Annotated in this window: 14 protein-coding genes; 9 read left to right on the top strand and 5 right to left on the bottom strand. The window is 72.5% G+C overall.

What is annotated here, in order from left to right:
- The first annotated feature begins 12 nt into the window (after positions 1 to 12).
- Positions 13 to 243, top strand: coding sequence for a hypothetical protein (locus ABTZ91_RS05695; protein ID WP_352075850.1), 231 nt, complete (start codon positions 13 to 15; stop codon positions 241 to 243).
- Between the two features lie 72 nt (positions 244 to 315).
- Here the strand turns inward: ABTZ91_RS05695 and ABTZ91_RS05690 are convergent, their stop codons facing one another.
- Positions 316 to 813, bottom strand: coding sequence for a MarR family transcriptional regulator (locus tag ABTZ91_RS05690; protein WP_352075849.1), 498 nt, complete (start codon positions 811 to 813; stop codon positions 316 to 318).
- 157 nt (positions 814 to 970) lie between these two features.
- On the opposite strand from ABTZ91_RS05690, the gene ABTZ91_RS05685 reads away from it, so the two are divergent.
- The 6 genes from ABTZ91_RS05685 (at position 971) to ABTZ91_RS05660 (ending at position 7,621) form a co-directional block, all read left to right on the top strand.
- Positions 971 to 1,906, top strand: coding sequence for an EamA family transporter (locus tag ABTZ91_RS05685; RefSeq protein ID WP_352075848.1), 936 nt, complete (start codon positions 971 to 973; stop codon positions 1,904 to 1,906).
- Positions 1,907 to 1,911: 5 nt separating this feature from the next.
- Positions 1,912 to 2,928: a DMT family transporter gene (locus ABTZ91_RS05680; protein ID WP_352075847.1), complete on the top strand. Its 1,017-nt coding sequence runs from the start codon at positions 1,912 to 1,914 to the stop codon at positions 2,926 to 2,928.
- A gap of 111 nt (positions 2,929 to 3,039) precedes the next feature.
- A complete protein-coding gene (locus tag ABTZ91_RS05675; RefSeq protein WP_352075846.1) occupies positions 3,040 to 3,552 on the top strand; it encodes a hypothetical protein in 513 nt (170 codons plus the stop codon).
- A gap of 63 nt (positions 3,553 to 3,615) precedes the next feature.
- A complete protein-coding gene (locus ABTZ91_RS05670; protein WP_352075845.1) occupies positions 3,616 to 4,566 on the top strand; it encodes a LysR family transcriptional regulator in 951 nt (316 codons plus the stop codon).
- Between the two features lie 60 nt (positions 4,567 to 4,626).
- Positions 4,627 to 5,790 (top strand): allantoicase, encoded by a 1,164-nt coding sequence (gene alc / locus ABTZ91_RS05665; protein WP_352075844.1) that lies wholly within the window; start codon positions 4,627 to 4,629, stop codon positions 5,788 to 5,790.
- Between the two features lie 106 nt (positions 5,791 to 5,896).
- On the top strand, positions 5,897 to 7,621 hold the full coding sequence (locus tag ABTZ91_RS05660; protein ID WP_352075843.1) for an FG-GAP-like repeat-containing protein: 1,725 nt from the start codon (positions 5,897 to 5,899) through the stop codon (positions 7,619 to 7,621).
- A 64-nt stretch (positions 7,622 to 7,685) separates the two neighbouring features.
- On the opposite strand, the gene pepN is transcribed toward ABTZ91_RS05660, so the two are convergent.
- The 4 genes from pepN to ABTZ91_RS05640 all read right to left on the bottom strand — a co-directional run bounded on the left by pepN (position 7,686) and on the right by ABTZ91_RS05640 (position 15,670).
- Positions 7,686 to 10,262, bottom strand: coding sequence for an aminopeptidase N (gene pepN, locus ABTZ91_RS05655; protein ID WP_352075842.1), 2,577 nt, complete (start codon positions 10,260 to 10,262; stop codon positions 7,686 to 7,688).
- Positions 10,263 to 10,402: 140 nt separating this feature from the next.
- Positions 10,403 to 11,419: an aspartate-semialdehyde dehydrogenase gene (locus ABTZ91_RS05650; RefSeq protein WP_352075841.1), complete on the bottom strand. Its 1,017-nt coding sequence runs from the start codon at positions 11,417 to 11,419 to the stop codon at positions 10,403 to 10,405.
- 182 nt (positions 11,420 to 11,601) lie between these two features.
- Positions 11,602 to 14,919 (bottom strand): S8 family serine peptidase, encoded by a 3,318-nt coding sequence (locus ABTZ91_RS05645; RefSeq protein WP_352075840.1) that lies wholly within the window; start codon positions 14,917 to 14,919, stop codon positions 11,602 to 11,604.
- A 208-nt stretch (positions 14,920 to 15,127) separates the two neighbouring features.
- Positions 15,128 to 15,670, bottom strand: a complete 543-nt coding sequence (locus ABTZ91_RS05640) for a CGNR zinc finger domain-containing protein (protein WP_352075839.1) — start codon at positions 15,668 to 15,670, stop codon at positions 15,128 to 15,130.
- Between the two features lie 145 nt (positions 15,671 to 15,815).
- On the opposite strand from ABTZ91_RS05640, the gene ABTZ91_RS05635 reads away from it, so the two are divergent.
- Together ABTZ91_RS05635 and ABTZ91_RS05630 are read left to right on the top strand one after the other, a co-directional pair.
- Positions 15,816 to 16,271: a VOC family protein gene (locus ABTZ91_RS05635; RefSeq protein ID WP_352075838.1), complete on the top strand. Its 456-nt coding sequence runs from the start codon at positions 15,816 to 15,818 to the stop codon at positions 16,269 to 16,271.
- A gap of 49 nt (positions 16,272 to 16,320) precedes the next feature.
- Positions 16,321 to 17,187: a pyridoxamine 5'-phosphate oxidase family protein gene (locus tag ABTZ91_RS05630; RefSeq protein ID WP_352076042.1), complete on the top strand. Its 867-nt coding sequence runs from the start codon at positions 16,321 to 16,323 to the stop codon at positions 17,185 to 17,187.
- Positions 17,188 to 17,297: the final 110 nt, after the last annotated feature.

Here is a 17,297-nt window from a genome sequence, read left to right as displayed (position 1 = left end):
TACTTTTGCACCGTGGACAAGAAGAACGCCCTGCGCGCCGGCGCCGTCGCGGCCGGTACGACGCTGATGATGCTGCTCATGTCGTCCCCCGCGCTCGCGCTCACCCGCGACGACGGTGACGACCCGGCCCCGAAGCTGGAGGTCGTCGAGACCCTCGGCCTGTTCGTGGCCGCTCCGCTGGTGCTGTTCCTGGTGATCACCGGCCTGGTGATGGTGCTCGACAAGTCCAAGAAGAAGGCGTAAGCCCGCTCGTACCCGACGAGGGCGCCGCACGGTACGTCGTCATGACGTGCCGTGCGGCGCCCTCGTGCGTCTTCAGGCGGTGGTGGCCAGCAGCTTCCGCAGCAGGCCGGCCAGCTGCTCCGCCTCCTCCGGGCTGAGCGCCGCCTCCAGGGCCGCGCGCTGCTGGGCGAGCCCGGCGCCGACGGCCTGGTCCACGAGGACGCGGCCCTCCTCGGTGAGGGTGACCCGCAGGCCGCGCCGGTCGTTCGGGTCGGGGCTGCGGGTGAGCAGACCGGCGCGCTCCAGCTTGTCGAGCCGTCCCGTCATCCCGCCGGTCGTGATCATCAGCGTGGCGGTCAGCTCGCGCGGCGAGAGGGTGTAGGGCTCGCCGGAGCGGCGCAGGGTCGCCAGCACGTCGAACTCGCCCAGCGACATCCCGCCGTAGGGGGCGTAGGCCTTGTCGACCTTGGCGCGCATGGCGTTCGCCAGGCGGTAGATCCGGCCGAAGACGGCCATCGGCAGCGTGTCCAGGTCCGGGCGGACGACGGCCCACTGGTCGGTGATGGCATCGACGGCGTCGTGGTTCTCCATGCCCGCAGTCTCTCTCCTCACTGACTCGGTGGCAAGAAAGCCACTTACAAGAAAGCCACTTGCAAGCAAGTAGCTTAGCGCTAAGTTAATTACCGCCAAGTCAACCGGCCCGGCCCGTCACCGCCGGTCCGGCCCGTCACCGCAGGGGGGAACCGTCATGTCCCGCAAGGCCGCCACCATCGCCCTGACCGCGCTCGCCCCGATCTCCTGGGGCTCCACCTACTTCGTCACCACGGAGTTCCTGCCCCCCGACCGGCCGCTGTTCACCGGTCTGATGCGGGCCCTGCCCGCCGGGCTGCTGCTGCTCGCGCTCACCCGCAAGCTGCCACAAGGGGCCTGGTGGTGGAAGTCGACCGTCCTGGGAGCCCTCAACATCGGCGCGTTCTTCCCGCTGCTCTTCCTCGCCGCCTATCGCCTGCCCGGCGGTGTCGCCGCCGTCGTGGCCTCCGTCGGACCGCTCTTCGTCGTCGGCCTCGCGGCCCTCCTCCTCGGCGACAAGCCGACCGTGAAGGCGCTGCTCACCGCCATCGCCGCCGCCTTCGGCGTCAGTCTCGTGGTGCTCAAGGCGGGTGCCGCGCTCGACGCGGTCGGCGTGACCGCCGGACTGCTCTCCGCCCTGTCGATGTCCGCGGGCACCGTCTTCACCAAGCGCTGGGGGCGCCCCGAGGGCGTCGGCGCCCTCGCCCTCACCGGCTGGCAGCTCACCGCGGGCGGCCTGATCATCCTGCCGATCGCCTTCCTGCTCGAAGGCGCCCCGCCGGCCCTCACCGGCGACAACCTGGCCGGCTACGCCTACCTCGCCTTCGGCAACACCGCCGTCTCCTACTTCCTCTGGTTCCGCGGCATCGAGCGCCTCAGCGCCTCCTCCGTCACCCTCCTCGGCCCGCTCTCGCCGATCACCGCCGCCGTCATCGGGTGGGCCGCGCTCGGCCAGGCGCTCGGCCCGGTGCAGCTGCTCGGCATGGTGATCGCCTTCGGCGCCACCCTGGCGGGCCAGCTGAACCCGCCCGCCAAGAAGCAAACGTTCAGCGGAACTGAAAAGAACGGTCAGGAAGTTTCGATGGACCTGGAGAGTCCGGCGGTGCGACGGTAGGCGGCATGACCCTCACCACCGCCCGTCACCCCACCGCCGCGGAGACCACCTCCGGCGAAGTCACCCCCGCCGAGGTCGCCCCCGCCGAAACCGAATCCACCGTCACCACCGCCACCGAGAGGCCGGCGCCCGCGAGGAAGCTCGCGCGGGGCGCCGGCCTCGGCGTGCTGCTCGCCCTGCTCGCGACCGTCGTCTGGTCCGGCAGCTTCGTCGCCACCCGCGACATGGCCGACACCGTTCCGCCCGTCCAGGCCGTCTTCTGGCGCTGGATCATCGCGCTCCTCGCCGTCGCCCCCTTCGCCGCCCGCCCGTTCTGGCGGCAGCGCGCGCTGATCCGCCGTCACCTCGGCTTCGTCGCCCTCGCCTCGCTGTTCGGCGTCGCGCTCTACAACACCCTGGTCCACCAGGCCGGACTGACCACCTCCGCCTCCAACATGGGCATGATCATGGCCGCCTCCCCGGTGCTCATGACCCTCTACGCCCGCCTCGGCGGCGAACGGCTCGGCGCCCGCCGCCTCCTCGGCCTCCTCGTCGCCGTCCTCGGGGTGCTGCTCCTCGTCGGCAAGGGCTCCCTCGCCGTCGACCTCGCCGCGGGCGACCTGTGGATGTTCGCCGCGGCCCTGTCCTTCGCCTCGTACAGCGCCCTCCTCAAGCGCAAGCCCGCCGGGATCGACGGCCTCGCCTTCCTCTTCACCACCTTCGTCCTCGGCGCCCTGATGCTCGCCCCGGCGTACGCCGTCTCCCTCACCGTCCAGGGCGGCTTCCCGGTCACCGCCGGGACCGCAGGCCCGCTCCTCTACGTCGGCGTCTTCTCCTCCGCCGTCGCCTTCTTCGCCTGGAACAGGGCCATCGCCCTGATCGGCGCCGCCCGCGCCGGGGTCGTCTACTACCTCCAGCCGGTGTGCGTGGCGCTGCTCTCGTACGTCCTGCTCGGCGAGGAACTGGGGGTGCTGGGCGTGGCCTGCATGGCGCTCATCCTCGGCGGGGTGGCACTCGCCTCGGCGACGGGCCGGCGCGACTAGGAGGTGTCTCGACGCCAGGGCCCATTCCCGACAATGGCCCGTTCGGGGGGAGGTGCGGACCCGTGCCTCTCGCTAGCCTGGCGCCAGGTCCCCAAGGGAGGGAGAGCAACCATGCACGCAGCAGGGGGGCACCAAGGCGCCGGGGCGGTGCGGCGCCTCTTCTCGGCGCTGAGGCGGCCCGCCGCCAAGGGGGCGGCCACCGTCGTCTCCCTCGCCCTCGCGTCGATCCCGCTCGCCGGCTTCGGGTCACCCGCCTACGCGGCGAGTTCCTGCGGCGGTCAGGTCGCCAAGCGGACGACGGCCTCCATGGAGGGCGGCCCCACGTTCGCCGTCACCCATGTCCAGTACTGCCCGATCTGGAAGTCGAACACGCCGGTCTACAACCGCCCCTTCGACTCCAGGCAGACGGTCGGGCACCTGGTGAACGCCGGCAGCGGCAACTGGTTCGTCTGCCGGAGCAACTCGCTCAAGGACACGTACTCGGCGTACGGATACAGCTCGAACGACTGGGCGATCACGATGGCCGACAACGGCAAGTGGGGATGGGTCCCGGCCGTCTACTTCGCCGGCTCGGAGAACTACTGGGCCGGATTGCGCCAGTGCACGATCTACGAGGACCCGTGATCCGAGCGGAGGAACGGCGCCCGTACGGGGGCGGGCCCGGGGCCGCCCGGTAGGTTGCGCCCCATGACCGAGTGGGACATCAAGAAGCTCCAGATCCTGCGCACCCTGCGCGACCGCGGCACCGTCACCGCGACCGCCGAGGCGCTGCTCATGACCCCCTCGGCCGTCTCGCAGCAGCTCACCAACCTCTCCCGGCAGCTCGGCGTGCCGGTCCTGGAAGCACACGGGCGGCGGGTGCGGCTCACCGACGCCGCCCACCTGGTGCTGCGGCACGCCGAGGCCGTCTTCGCCCAGCTGGAGCGGGCCGAGGCCGAACTCGACGGCTATCTGCGGGGCGAGGCGGGCCGGGTGCGGGTCGCCGCCTTCTCCACCGCCGTGCCCGCGCTCGTCGTCCCCGCCGTCCAGGCGCTGCGCTCCGCCCACCCCGGCCTCGACCTCCGGGTCCGCGAGGCCGAGGCGGCGGAGGCGTACGAACTGCTCACCGCCGGAGACGTCGACCTGGCGCTCTCGCTCGCCGCCCACGCGCCCACCGCCCGCGACCCCAAGTTCAGCCGGGTGCCGCTGCTCGCCGACCCCCTCGACGTCGCCCTGCCCGCCGGGCACCCGCTCGCCGACGCCCCCGGGCTCCGGCTCGCCGACCTGTCCGCCGAGCCCTGGATCTTCGGCGGCTCCGGGCCCTGGTCCGAGATCACCACCGCCGCCTGCGAGGCCGCCGGGTTCGTGCCCGAGCAGGCGCACAGCGCGGCCGGCTGGACCGCGATCCTCGCCATGGTCGAGGCCGGGATGGGCGTCGCCCTGGTGCCCCGGATGGCCGCGGCCGAGCGCCGCGCCGGAGTCGTCATGCGGGTCCTGTCCGCCGACCAGCCGCGCCGCCATGTCGTCGCGGCGGTACGGCGCGGGGCGGAGGAGGCCCCGGCCGTGGCCCGCGTTCTCGCGGCGCTGCGCCAGGTCGCCGTCCAGCGCCACACCGCCCAGCGCGAATCCGCGCACCGCGAAACCGTTCAGCGCAGCTGAAAAGCACCCTCGAAAACATTCGATGGACCTGTGCCGGGGCGTGCGGGCACAGTCGAGGACATGAGCCTCGACACCTCCGCAGCAGACCCGCACGCCGCCGCCGCCCACGCCGACGACCCGCACGCCAACGACGCCGCCCCCTACGCCGGAGGCGACCCGTACGCCGACTACCGCGCCGGGGACTTCCCCTTCACCGAGCTGGTCGACCTGGCCGACCGCCGCCTCGGTGCCGGAGTCGTCGCCGCCAACGACGAGTTCTTCGCCGAGCGCGAGAACCTCCTCGTCCGCGAGCGCGCCGTCTTCGACCCCGAGCACTTCGGGCACAAGGGCAAGATCATGGACGGCTGGGAGACCCGCCGCCGGCGCGGCGCCGACGCCGGCCACCCCTTCCCGGCGCCCGGGGACCACGACTGGGCGATCGTCCGCCTCGGCGCCCCCGGCGTCATCCGCGGCATCGTCGTCGACACCGCCCACTTCCGCGGCAACTACCCGCAGCGGGTGAGCGTCCAGGCCGCCGCCGTCGACGGCACGCCGAGCCCCGAGGAACTCCTCGACGCGAAGTGGGAGGAGCTCCTCCCGCCCACCCCCGTGCGCGGCCACGCCGCCAACGGCTTCGAGATCACCGCCGAGCGCCGCTACACCCACGTACGGCTCTGCCAGCACCCCGACGGCGGCATCGCCCGCCTCCGCGTGCACGGCGAGGTCGTCCCCGACCCCGAGTGGCTGGAGGTCCTCGGCACCCTCGACCTGATCGCCGTCGTCAACGGCGGCGTATACGAGGACGCCTCGGACCGCTTCTACTCCTCACCCACGCAGATCATCCTGCCCGGCACCTCCCGCAAGATGGACGACGGCTGGGAGAACCGCCGCCGCCGGGTCCGCGGCACCAACGACTGGGTCCGCTTCCGGCTCGCCGCCCAGGGCGCGGTCCGCGCGGTCGAGATCGACACCGCCTACCTCAAGGGCAACTCGGCCGGCTGGATCGCCCTCCAGGGCTGCAACGGCGACCCCGCGGCAGGCGCCGAGTGGTTCGAGATCATCCCGCGCACCCGCCTCCAGCCCGACACCCTCCACCGCTTCACCCTCCCCGCGCAGGCCGTCGTCACCCACGTCCGCCTCGACGCCTTCCCCGACGGCGGCATCGCCCGCATGCGCCTGCACGGCAGCCTCACCGACGAGGGCGCGGCCGACCTGCGGGCGCGGTACGCCCGCCTGACGGGTTGACGGGTTGACGGGTTGACGGGTTGACGGGCTGACGGGGACGCGCACGCGGCGGCTAGGGTGCCGGTGATCATCAACGGGGGGACCACCGACACCCTGGGGGGCGTACATGAGAACCATCCGAAGAACCCTGCGGAAGGCGGCGGCCCGCGCCGCCGCCGCCCTCGCCACCACCCTCGCCGTGCTCTGCGCGAGCGCGGCCCCGGCCGCCGCCGACACCGTCGACCCGGCCACCGCGCCGCCGGTGCGCACCCTCACGTACAACGTCTGCGGCGCGTACACCTGCCAGAGCGCCCTGGACCTTCCCACATGGACCGGGAAGATCAAGGACCAGGTGCTCACCTGGGACACCGACGCCCTCATGCTCCAAGAGCTCTGCTTCGGACAGTGGGCCGCGCTCCGGGACGCGCTGCCCGGCTACACCGGGGTGTGGACCTCGACCACGACCGCCTCCGGCTGCGCCAAGTGGTCCGGCGACACCCGATTCGGCCTGGGCGTCTTCGTCAAGGCCCCGGCCGTCGACCGGTACGCGGCGGCTCTGACCGTCCCGGCCGGCGAGGAGCCGCGCGCCGTGCTCTGCGCCCGCGGCCCGGTCGACGGACGCACCACCCTCGCCTGCACCACTCACCTCGCCCAGTACATCCTCCCGGACAACGGCTCCGCCCAGGTCCTCGCCCGGATCGACACCTGGGCGGCCGGCCTGCCCGTCGTCCTCGGCGGAGACTTCAACGCCGGCGCCGACTACCGCGCGCTCGACCCGATCCGCGCCGGACTGCCCGGCACCGGGCCGTTCGCCGAGGCCGACGAGAACGACCGCGACTGGTTCACCGACGCCTGCCTCGCCTCCGGCGCCGGCGAATGCCGCAGCGGCGAGCCCACCATCGCCTCCGGCAAGAAGTTCGACCACGTCTTCCTCACCGCCCGCGACTTCCACACCGTTCGGGCCGACGCCCTCGAACCCGAACCGGCCGGCACCGCGCCCCTCTCCGACCACGCGCTGCTGCGCGCCGCCGCCCACCCCGAGCCCCGGCCGGGCTCCGGCACCGGCGGCGACCTGACCGGAGACGGCCGACCCGACTTCGTCGCGGTGCGCGACGACGGAGCGCTCCGCCTCTACTCCGGCACCGGCTCCGGCACCCTCGGCTCCCCGCGCCAGATCGGTCACGGCGGCTGGAGCGGCGCGACGGTCAGCCACCGCGGCGACTGGACCGGCGACGGCCGCGAGGACCTCGTCGCCCGCATCGGCGACACCCTCTGGGTCTACCCGAACAAGGGCAGTGGCGAGCTCGGCGCCCGGACCGCCATGGGCGGCCGGCCCACCGGCTGGACCGACGCCACCCCGCTTGCCGCGGGCGACGTCGACGGAGACGGCCTGCCGGACGTGCTCGCCCGCAGCGCCACCGGACTGTGGCTGCACCGCGGCGGCACGCCCACCGGCGGACAGCCCACCTTCGCCGCCAAGGCCGCCGTGCGCGTCGGCGGCCCGGAGTGGGCCGGCTACGACGTGATCCTGCCCGGCGACACCGACGGGGACGGCCGGGCGGACGTATGGGGCCGGGACCGTGCCACCGGCGCGCTGCGCCAGTACGCGAGCCAGGGCGCCCAGCCGCTCGGCGCCCCCCGCGCCCTCGACGGCGGCCCGTGGACCGTCACCGAGCGGCGGCTCGCCGTCTCGGCCGGGGACGTGACCGGCGACGGGCGCCCCGACCTGTGGACCACCCGGGCCGCCGGAACCGCCGACGACCTGGACTTCCAGTCCGGTACGCCGACCGGTCTCGGCGCGCCGACGGCCGTCGGCACCGGCGGCTGGCAGTGGACCGAGTCCCTGGGCTGAGCCCCGGCGTGCCGAGGGGCCCCGGGCGCGCGCCGCGCCCGGGGCCCCTCCGCCCGGACGACCGTCAGGCCGCCGCCGCGTCCGCCGCCTGCGCCCTCAGGGCGCGCTCGACGCCCGCGCGGCACTCCGTCACCATGCGCCGCAGCGCCGGCGCCGGGTCGTGCTCGGCGATCCAGGCGTCCGTCGCGTCCAGCGTCTCCTGCGACACCTGGAGCGTCGGGTAGAGGCCCACCACGATCTGCTGCACGATCTCGTGGCTGCGGGTCTCCGCGATGCCCTTGATCGAGGCGAAGTACTTCTCCGTGTACGGGGCGAGCAGCTCACGCTGGTCGGTCTGCACGAAGCCGCCGATCACCGCCTCCTGCACCGCGTTCGCCAGCTTGTCGTCCTCGACGACCGACGCCCACGCCTGGGCCTTGGCCGCCTCGGTCGGACGGGCCGCGCGGGCGGTGGCCGCGTGGCGCTCGCCGGCCGCCGTGCGGTCGCGCTCCAGCTCGGCCGCGATCTCCGGCTCGTCGTACACGCCGGTCGCCGCGAGCCGCTGGACGAAGGCCCAGCGCAGCTCGGTGTCGACGGCCAGGCCCTCGATGCTCTCCCGGCCCTCCAGGAGCGCCGCCAGCAGGTCGAGCTGCTGCGGGGTGCGGGCGGTCGCCGCGAAGGCCCGTGCCCAGGCCAGCTGGTGGTCGCTGCCCGGCTCGGCGGCCTGGAGGTGCGCCAGGGTCGCCTCGGTCCAGCGGGTCAGCCCCGCCTCCCGCCACTCCGGCGCCGCGTACAGGTCGAGGGCCGCCTTCACCTGGCCCTGGAGCGACTGCACCATGCCGATGTCGGTCTCCTTGGAGATGCCCGAGAGCACCAGGTCCAGGTAGTCGCGGGTGGCCAGCTCGCCGTCCCGGGTCATGTCCCAGGCCGAGGCCCAGCACAGCGCCCGCGGCAGCGACTCGGTGAAGTCGCCCAGGTGGGCGGTGACGTTCTTCAGGGACACCTCGTCGAGGCGGACCTTCGCGTACGACAGGTCGTCGTCGTTGAGCAGCACGACCGCCGGACGGGCCCGGCCGGCCAGCTGCGGGACGGCGGTCCGCTCGGCCGCGTCGACGTCCAGCTCCACGCGCTCGGTGCGGACCAGCTTGCCGGCCGCGTCCAGGTCGTAGAAGCCGATCGCGATCCGGTGCGGGCGCAGCACGGCCTCGCCCTTGGCGCCGGCGGGCAGCGCCGGGGCCTCCTGGCGGACGGCGAAGGAGGTGATGGCGCCGTTCTCGTCGGTCTCGATCTCGGGCCGCAGGATGTTGATGCCCGCGGTCTCCAGCCACGCCTTGGACCAGGACTTCAGGTCGCGCCCGGAGGTCTCCTCCAGGGCGCCGAGCAGGTCGGTGAGGCGGGTGTTGCCGAACGCGTGACGCTTGAAGTACGCCTGCACGCCCGTGAAGAACTCGTCCTGGCCGACGTACGCCACCAGCTGCTTGAGGACGGAGGCGCCCTTGGCGTAGGTGATGCCGTCGAAGTTGACGAGCACGTCCTCCAGGTCGTTGATGTCCGCCATGATCGGGTGCGTCGACGGCAGCTGGTCCTGGCGGTAGGCCCAGGTCTTCTCCGCGTTGGCGAAGGTGGTCCAGGCGTTCGGCCAGCGGGTGCCCTCGACGGAGGCCTGGCAGGCGACCGAGGTGTAGGTGGCGAACGACTCGTTCAGCCACAGGTCGTTCCACCACTCCATGGTGACGAGGTCGCCGAACCACATATGGGCGAGCTCGTGCAGGATGGTCTCGGCCCGGCGCTCGTACGCCGCGTCCGTCACCTTCGACCGGAAGACGTACTGGTCGCGGATGGTGACCGCGCCCGCGTTCTCCATCGCGCCCGCGTTGAACTCCGGCACGAAGAGCTGGTCGTACTTGGCGAACGGGTAGTCGTACGCGAACTTCTCCTGGAACCAGCCGAAGCCCTGGCGCGTGACGTCGAAGATGTGGTCCGCGTCGAGGTACTCGGCCAGCGACGGGCGGCAGTAGATGCCGAGCGGCACGACCTGGCCGCCGGGGCCCTCGTACGTCGAGTGCACCGAGTGGTAGGGGCCGACGATCAGCGCGGTGATGTACGTCGAGATCCGCGGGGTCGGCTCGAACACCCAGACGTCGTCCTTGGGCTCGGGCGTCGGGGAGTTGGAGACGACCGACCAGCCGCTCGGCGCCTTCACGGTGAACTGGAAGGTGGCCTTCAGGTCGGGCTGCTCGAAGGAGGCGAAGACGCGGCGGGCGTCCGGCACCTCGAACTGCGTGTACAGATAGGCCTGTCCGTCGACCGGGTCGACGAAGCGGTGCAGGCCCTCACCGGTGTTGGTGTACGCGCAGTCCGCGACGACCTTCAGCTCGTTGCGGCCCTCCTTGAGGTGCGGCAGCTTGATCCGGGAGTCCCGGAAGACGGCGGCGACGTCGAGGGAGTGCCCGTTGAGCACCACCTCGTGCACGGCGGGGGCGACGAGATCGATGAAGGTCGTGGCCCCGGCCTCGGCGGAATCGAAGTGGACGGTGGTGACGGACCGGTAGGTGCCGCCCTCCTGCGCACCCGAGAGGTCGAGGTCGACCTCGTACGCGTCCACGGACAGCAGCTTCGCCCGCTGCTGCGCCTCTTCACGGGTCAGGTTCGTGCCAGGCACCCGGTCAACTCCTCGGTTTCGTGACGTTTGGCCCATCCTTCCACGGGGCGTGTCGGCAGCGCACGGTTCATTTCCCAGGGCGAACAGGGGAAAGGGCGGCCACCCCACGGGTGACCGCCCTCACCGGGACCGTACGGACCTCAGCCCTTGAGCTCCGCGGCGACGAGCTCCGCGATCTGCACGGCGTTGAGCGCCGCGCCCTTGCGCAGGTTGTCGTTGGAGAGGAACAGCGCGAGGCCGTGCTCGACGGTCTCGTCGACGCGGATGCGGCCCACGTAGGAGGCGTCCTTGCCGGCGGCCTGGAGCGGGGTGGGGATCTCGGAGAGCTCGACGCCCTCGGCGTCCTTCAGCAGCTCGTAGGCGCGCTCGACGCTGATCGGACGCTCGAAGCGGGCGTTGACCTGGAGGGAGTGGCCGGAGAAGACCGGGACGCGCACACAGGTGCCGGAGACCTTCAGCTCCGGGATCTCCAGGATCTTGCGGGACTCGTTGCGGAGCTTCTGCTCCTCGTCGGTCTCGAAGGAGCCGTCGTCGACGATCGAGCCGGCCAGCGGCAGCACGTTGAAGGCGATCGGACGCTTGTAGACGCCGGGCTCGGGGAAGTCGACGGCCTCGCCGTCGTACGCCAGCTGGTCGGCCTGCTCGGCGACCGCGCACGCCTGCGTGCGCAGCTCGGCGACACCGGCCAGGCCGGAGCCGGACACGGCCTGGTAGGTGGTGGCCACGAACGCGGTCAGTCCGGCCTCCTGGTGGAGCGGCTTGAGGACCGGCATGGCGGCCATCGTGGTGCAGTTCGGGTTGGCGATGATGCCCTTGGGGCGGTCCTTGATCGCGTGCGGGTTCACCTCGGACACCACCAGCGGCACCTCGGGGTCGCGGCGCCAGGCGGAGGAGTTGTCGATCACGACGGCGCCCTGCGAGGCGACCTTCTCGGCGAGGGCCTTGGAGGTGGTGCCGCCGGCCGAGAAGAGGACGATGTCCAGGCCGGTGTAGTCGGCGGTGGAGGCGTCCTCGACGGTGACGCCGTCGAGCACGGTGCCCGCGGACCGGGCGGACGCGAAGAGCCGCAGCTCGTCCACCGGGAAGTTCCGCTCGGCCAGAATCTTGCGCATGACTGTGCCGACCTGACCGGTCGCTCCGACGATTCCGACCTTCACGGGGATCCTCCGAAAGTGTGTGCAGGGTGGTGCCGCATCCATGATGCGTGTGGCCCGGGGCGCCTTGTCCAATCGATTGTCCGAGGGGCGGGACGGCGCCGGGAGACGCTAAGACGCCAAAGGGGCGGGCACCGGTTTCGGCGCCCGCCCCCGTGGTGTCCCAAGCCGGGATGTGATCCGTGTTACGGCGTGACCTTCTCGATCACGACGCTGCCGGCGCCCGCGGCGGTGCCGCGCGCGTTCAGCAGCCGGACCTCGCCGAAGAACTGCCGGCCCTCGGGGGCGGCACCGGCGACCAGGACCTGGGCGGCGACCTTGGCGGACGCGCCGTTGGCCAGCGGGTAGGTCTTGGTGTCGTCGACCTGGACGCTGCCGAGCGCGGCGGAGTAGTACACGTCCCGGTAGTCGAAGGTCGTGCCCTCGGCCGCCTGGACGGAGTAGCCGTCGATCTCGATGGTGTACGTGCCCGGCGCCGGCTTGACCAGCGTGACGGACTCCTCCGAGTCGCCGTCCGCGGACGAGCCCACGACCTTGCCGTTCAGCTTGACCGAGAGGTCGAGGTCGGCGGCCTTGTCGGAGGTGTTGCCGATCGCCACGTCGAGCCGCTCCACACCCTCACCGATGGTGACGGTCTTGGTCTGCTTCTCGTGGTGCCGGATCGTCGGGGTCTCGACCTTGGCCGAGCCCAGCGAGCCGCCCTTCAGCTTGCCGTCGAGGGCGGCGAACTCGTTGGTGACGGTCCACTCGACGGCGGCCGGGGTGCCGACCTTGGCCTCGGCGACCGCCTGGACCGCCGGGTCGAAGGAGGCGCCGAGCACCGACACGTCCAGCTTGTACGGGTTGTCCAGGTTCGGCGAGGTGCGCCGCGCCTCGACCTCGATCTCCCAGACGCCCGGGGTCGGGTTGGCGTACGAGCGCAGGTCCGGACGGCAGGTGTTCGCCGGGTTGTAGTGCGGGTAGCACACGTTGGACGCGGTCGACTCGATGGCCACGCCGTACGGGTGGATCGCGATGAACCGGGTCTGGCTCTTCTCCTTCAGGCCGCCGATGGCGACCTCGAGGGACTTGGCGCCCTTGGGCACGGTCACGAAGTACGACTTGTGGCTGTTGCGCTGGACCGTACCGGTGGCGGAGAAGCCGTAGCCGGGGGCGACCAGGTTGCTCGCGACGACCGAGGTGGCGAGGATCTGCTTGTCGACGCCCTCGGTGCGCTCGTCGTCGGCCTCCAGGATCACGCTGTGCACGCCGGCGGTCTTCGCCTGGGCCTGCAGCCTGACGGTGACCGGCTTGTTCAGCGGCAGGTCGATCTCGTCGTCGCCGAGGATCCTGAAGGTGCCGTCGTTGTACTTCAGCTCCAGCTCGTGCTCGATCGCCCGGGCCGGGCCGCTCGTGCGCGTGATGGTGACGTCGTAGACCTTCTTCTGGCCGACCTTGAGGCCGCCCTCACGGTCGTAGACACCGGTGCCGGTGTGCGGGGCCGGGAAGATCGCGGTGTCGACCGGGGCCTCGACCTTGTAGTCGTGCGCGGTGGCGCCGTCCTTGATCGACTCCCAGGCCTCCTCGATGTCGATGAGACCCGAGCCCTGCTCGTGCGCGGCGACACCCGGGATCCGCTTCGCGGTCGAGGTGAGCGCGGTGCGCAGGGTGAGCGGGGAGAGCTCGATGCCCTTCTGCTTCGCGGCCGACAGCAGCAGCGCGCTGGCGCCCGCGACCTGCGGGGAGGACATCGAGGTGCCGTTGAGCATGCCGTAACCGGCGGGCAGCGTGTAGCCGGCCTCGGGCACGCCGGAGCCGGCCTGCCAGGTCGGGATGGTGTTCACGGCCGAGCCCGGACCGGTGATGGTCGGGGTGAAGCCGCCGTCCTCACGCGGGCCGCGGGAGGAGAAGGGGAACATGGCGTACGACTTCTCGACGGCCGAGCCGTAGTTGGCGGCCCAGGTCGACTTGGAGATCGCCGCGCCGACCGAGACGACCTTGTCGGCCAGGCCGGGGTCGCCGATCGTGTTGATGCCGGGGCCCGAGTTGCCGGCCGAGATGACCAGCTGGACGCCGTACTCGTCGATCAGACGGGTGTAGAGGCGGGCGCGGACGTTGTCGCCGTCGTTCTGCGCGGGCAGGCCGCCGATCGACATGTTGACGATGTCGACGCCGCGGTTGACGACGAGGTCGACCATGCCCTCGGTGAGGGCGGTGTTGGTGCAGCCGCCGGTCCAGGTGCACGCGCGCGAGGAGACGATCTTCGCGCCGGGGGCGGCGCCGTTCATCTTCCCGCCGAAGAGGCCGTGCGCGGCGGTGATGCCGGCGACGTGGGTGCCGTGCGAGGACTCGACGAGACCGACGTTGACGAAGTCGCGCTTCTGGCCGACCCAGCTGCCGCCCAGCGGGTCCATCGGGACGTCCTTGCGGATCTCCACGACGAACGGGGTGCGCTCGACGACCTCGGTGGCCGGGTTGTCGGTACCGAAGTAGCCGATCTGGTACCCGTCCTTGTACGGCTTCATCGGCTCGTTGTCCGTGAAGTCGTTGTCCTGGTCGGAGTCGACGCGGACGGTGCCGGCGGCCGGGTCGTAGAGGAGGCCGAAGACGTCGGTGGTGTCGCCGTCGCGGTTGATGTCACCGGCCGGGTCGCCGCCCGCGGTGATCGACTCGCTGAAGCGGCTCCACTGGTAGGAGCCCTCCGGGGCCTTCCAGCTCTGGGTGGCCGCGGTGAAGACGGGGCCGGTGACCGGGGTGATCTGGGCGCGCCAGGTGGCGTCGCCCTCGGTCAGCGGGTCGGTGGCGGTGACCCAGTCGACGATCTTGCGCTCGCCGGTGGTGGTCTTCTGCAGGGCCGGGTGGCCGAGGTCCACACCGGAGTCCAGGACGCCGATGGTCACGCCGCGGCCGTCGGCCTTGCGGTGGTCCTCGACGAAGTCGACGGCGCCCGTCTCGTGGGACGGGTTGTACGGGTTCTTCGCCGGGGTGCCGCTGCCCGGGGCCGGGTAGGTCCGCGTGACGGTGGTGCCCTCGACGGCGCCGGCGGTGCCCGCGTCCGGGGTCGGGTCGTCGAGCGGGATCTCGGCCTGGAGGTCGATCGACTGGACCGAGGAGAGCTTGGTGGCGGCCTTGATGGCGGCCTCGGCCTTGCCGGTCGGCAGGGTGGCGCGGACGTAGCCGAGCTTGTCGTCCCGCTTGCCGACGGAGGCGCCGGGGACGGCGTCGAGCTGGCCCGCGACCTGCTCGGTGGCGCCGGGGGCGGTGGCGACGAGGACGGTGACGTTCTTCTCGCCGGCCGCCTCGGCCTCGTTGAGGCGCTGGGCGTCGGTGGCGCCGAGCTTGTCGGCGGTGTCCGCGGTCTTCACCGGGGAGGCGGCCGCCGGGTCCTCGGCGGCCAGAACCGGGGCGGCACCGGTCGCGACCAGCGCGGTCACGAGTCCGGCGGCGGCGGCGATGCGGGCCGCGCGTCTGGTCCCGGGGGTCGAGCGCCCGGGTATGGAGCTCTGGGTTTCGGGGGTGGTCATTTACATCCCTGTTTGTGAAAGAGAGGGTCCGGATTTCGGTACCGGATGACCGCTCAGCCTTTCGCAAGAGACAGGGGTTTGGGGAGAGTTACCGGGCGGCGGAATGTGTCCATGGCACACATCCGCCACCGTGGGACATGCGCCACGGGGGACGAAACGCCCTCAAGGGGGACGATGTGACGAGGTGTTCGGGCGGCGGCTGTCGGGACTAGTTGTCCTTTGTACGGGCATAGTGGCGCGAGGCCTTGGCCCGGTTGCCGCAGGCCGCCATCGAGCACCAGCGGCGGGTGCCGTTCCGCGAGGTGTCGAAGAAGTGGAGGATGCACGCCTCGTGGGCGCAGGCGCGGATCCGGTCGGGGTGGGTGCGCAGCAGATCGAGGTAGTCGCGCGCCGCGGTCCAGCCCGGGCCCCAGGCCGGATCGGCGAACTCCGGCTCCTCGCCGGGGCCCTCGGGGGTGAGGGTGGCCCGGATGCGGCCGTGGTCGAGCACCGCGTCGACCCGGGCGGTGGCCTCGGGGTCGCCGGGCCGGTCGACGAGGGCGGCGAGGGCGTCCCGGGCGGTGAGGGTGTGGCGCAGGGTGGTGGCGTCGGCGGTGAAGCGGTCGTCGAGCCCGTTGGCGGCCAGCCAGACGGCGAGCCCCTCGGTGCCGTCGAGCAGGTCCTGCCGGACGCCGTCCTGGTTCCAGCGGGTGTTGAGCAGGTCCAGGGAGACGGGTTCGCCGGTGAGCGGCCGCGGGTCGGTGACGGTCATGGCGGGCGCGCCTCCTCGATGACGTGAACCCTGACTAACCCCTCAAGGGTACGTGACCGGTTGCGTGCGCTCGCCTCTAACCCTTAAAGTCCAATTGAACGGTTAGCCCCGGCTGTGGGGCGACCGCCACGAGAGGGGAACCGCCATGCCGTCCGTCGGAACGCTCACCACCGGCCACATCGGCCTCAACGTCACCGACCTGGAGCGCTCGCTCGGCTTCTACGCCGACGTCCTCGGCTTCCAGGTGCTGCGCGAGGGCAAGGAGGAGGGCCGCCGCTACGCCTTCCTCGGCCAGGAGGGCCGGCTCGTGCTCACGCTCTGGCAGCAGGCCGAGGGCGCGTACGACTCCGGCCGCGCGGGTCTGCACCACCTCGCCTTCCAGGCCGAGTCCATCGACCACGTGCGCGCCGCCGAGGCCGCACTGAAGGCCCGCGGCACCGACTTCGCGTACGAGGGCGTCGTCGCCCACGCGGAGGGCGCGGCCTCGGGCGGCATCTTCTTCCACGACCCGGACGGCACCCGCCTGGAGATCTCGGTCCCCAGCGGCGCGGAGGGTGCCGAGGCCCCCACGGAGGCTGCGCCGACCTGCGGCTTCTTCTAGAACCAGCCCCTCGCTCCCACCCGCCCGCACCCCCGGAGGCCCCGTGTCCGTGACCGCCTACCACCCCGGCTCCCTCGCCGTGCAGGACCGCGTCGGCGTCCGGCGGCTCGCCGAGCACGTGGGCCGCTCCATCGGCCCCGGCATCCGCCCGATCGCCGCCGCCTTCCTGGAGGCGCAGCCCATGCTGGTGCTCGGCGCCGCCGACGCCGGCGGGCGGATGGGAGCGCACCTGCTCACCGGCCGCCCGGGCTTCGTCCGCGCGACCGGCCCCCACACCGTCTCCGTGGCGGCCGCCCTCCCCGAGGGCACGCCCGACGGCGCCCCCGTCGGCACGATCGCCCTCGACCCGCGCACCCGCCGCCGCATGCGGCTCAACGGCACCGCCCGCCGCAGCGCCCGCGGCTTCACCGTCGAGGCCGAGCAGGTCTTCTCCAACTGCCCCAAGTACCTCCAGAAGCGGGAGCTGTACGGCTTCGCCGACGCCCCCGGCCCCGAGGACGGTGCCGTGCGGCACGGCACGGCGCTCACCCCCGGCCAGCAGCGCCTGATCCGTGCCGCCGACACCTTCTTCGTGGCGACCGGCGCGCCCGACGGCGTCGACGCGAGCCACCGCGGCGGCAACCCCGGCTTCGTCGCCCTCGCCTCGCCCACCGAGCTGAGCTGGCCCGACTATCCGGGCAACGCCATGTTCCTCACCCTCGGCAACCTGGAGGCGGACGGCCGCGCCGGACTGCTCTTCCTGGACTGGGAAACCGGCACCACCCTGCGGCTCTCGGGCCGCGCCCGCACCGAGTACGGCACCGACGGCTCCCGGGTCGTCCGCTTCCGCCTCGACCACGTGACCGAGACCCCGGGGGCGAGCCCGCTGCGCTGGTCGGCGCCCGACTACTCCCCGGCGAACCCGCCGCTCTTCTGAGCCGGTTGCCCATCGCCGTACCCGACGCCCGTTCCCGGGCCTCGTCCCAGGCCGGTCCCCGAGGCCCGCTCCCAGGCCCCGCCCGACGCCCGTTCCCGGGACCTTCCCTG

It is taken from the genome of Streptomyces sp. NPDC126499 (assembly GCF_040302485.1).
Lineage (GTDB): Bacteria > Actinomycetota > Actinomycetes > Streptomycetales > Streptomycetaceae > Streptomyces.
This window is presented reverse-complemented; position numbering and strand designations above follow the sequence as displayed.

Excerpts from the sequence above, each read along its gene's own strand:
- ABTZ91_RS05690 (WP_352075849.1), bottom strand. The coding sequence starts at position 813 with ATGGAGAACCACGACGCCGTCGATGCCATCACCGACCAGTGGGCCGTC.
- ABTZ91_RS05685 (WP_352075848.1), top strand. The coding sequence starts at position 971 with ATGTCCCGCAAGGCCGCCACCATCGCCCTGACCGCGCTCGCCCCGATC.
- ABTZ91_RS05680 (WP_352075847.1), top strand. The coding sequence starts at position 1,912 with ATGACCCTCACCACCGCCCGTCACCCCACCGCCGCGGAGACCACCTCC.
- ABTZ91_RS05675 (WP_352075846.1), top strand. The coding sequence starts at position 3,040 with ATGCACGCAGCAGGGGGGCACCAAGGCGCCGGGGCGGTGCGGCGCCTC.
- ABTZ91_RS05670 (WP_352075845.1), top strand. The coding sequence starts at position 3,616 with ATGACCGAGTGGGACATCAAGAAGCTCCAGATCCTGCGCACCCTGCGC.
- alc (WP_352075844.1), top strand. The coding sequence starts at position 4,627 with ATGAGCCTCGACACCTCCGCAGCAGACCCGCACGCCGCCGCCGCCCAC.
- ABTZ91_RS05660 (WP_352075843.1), top strand. The coding sequence starts at position 5,897 with ATGAGAACCATCCGAAGAACCCTGCGGAAGGCGGCGGCCCGCGCCGCC.
- ABTZ91_RS05645 (WP_352075840.1), bottom strand. The coding sequence starts at position 14,919 with ATGACCACCCCCGAAACCCAGAGCTCCATACCCGGGCGCTCGACCCCC.
- ABTZ91_RS05640 (WP_352075839.1), bottom strand. The coding sequence starts at position 15,670 with ATGACCGTCACCGACCCGCGGCCGCTCACCGGCGAACCCGTCTCCCTG.
- ABTZ91_RS05635 (WP_352075838.1), top strand. The coding sequence starts at position 15,816 with ATGCCGTCCGTCGGAACGCTCACCACCGGCCACATCGGCCTCAACGTC.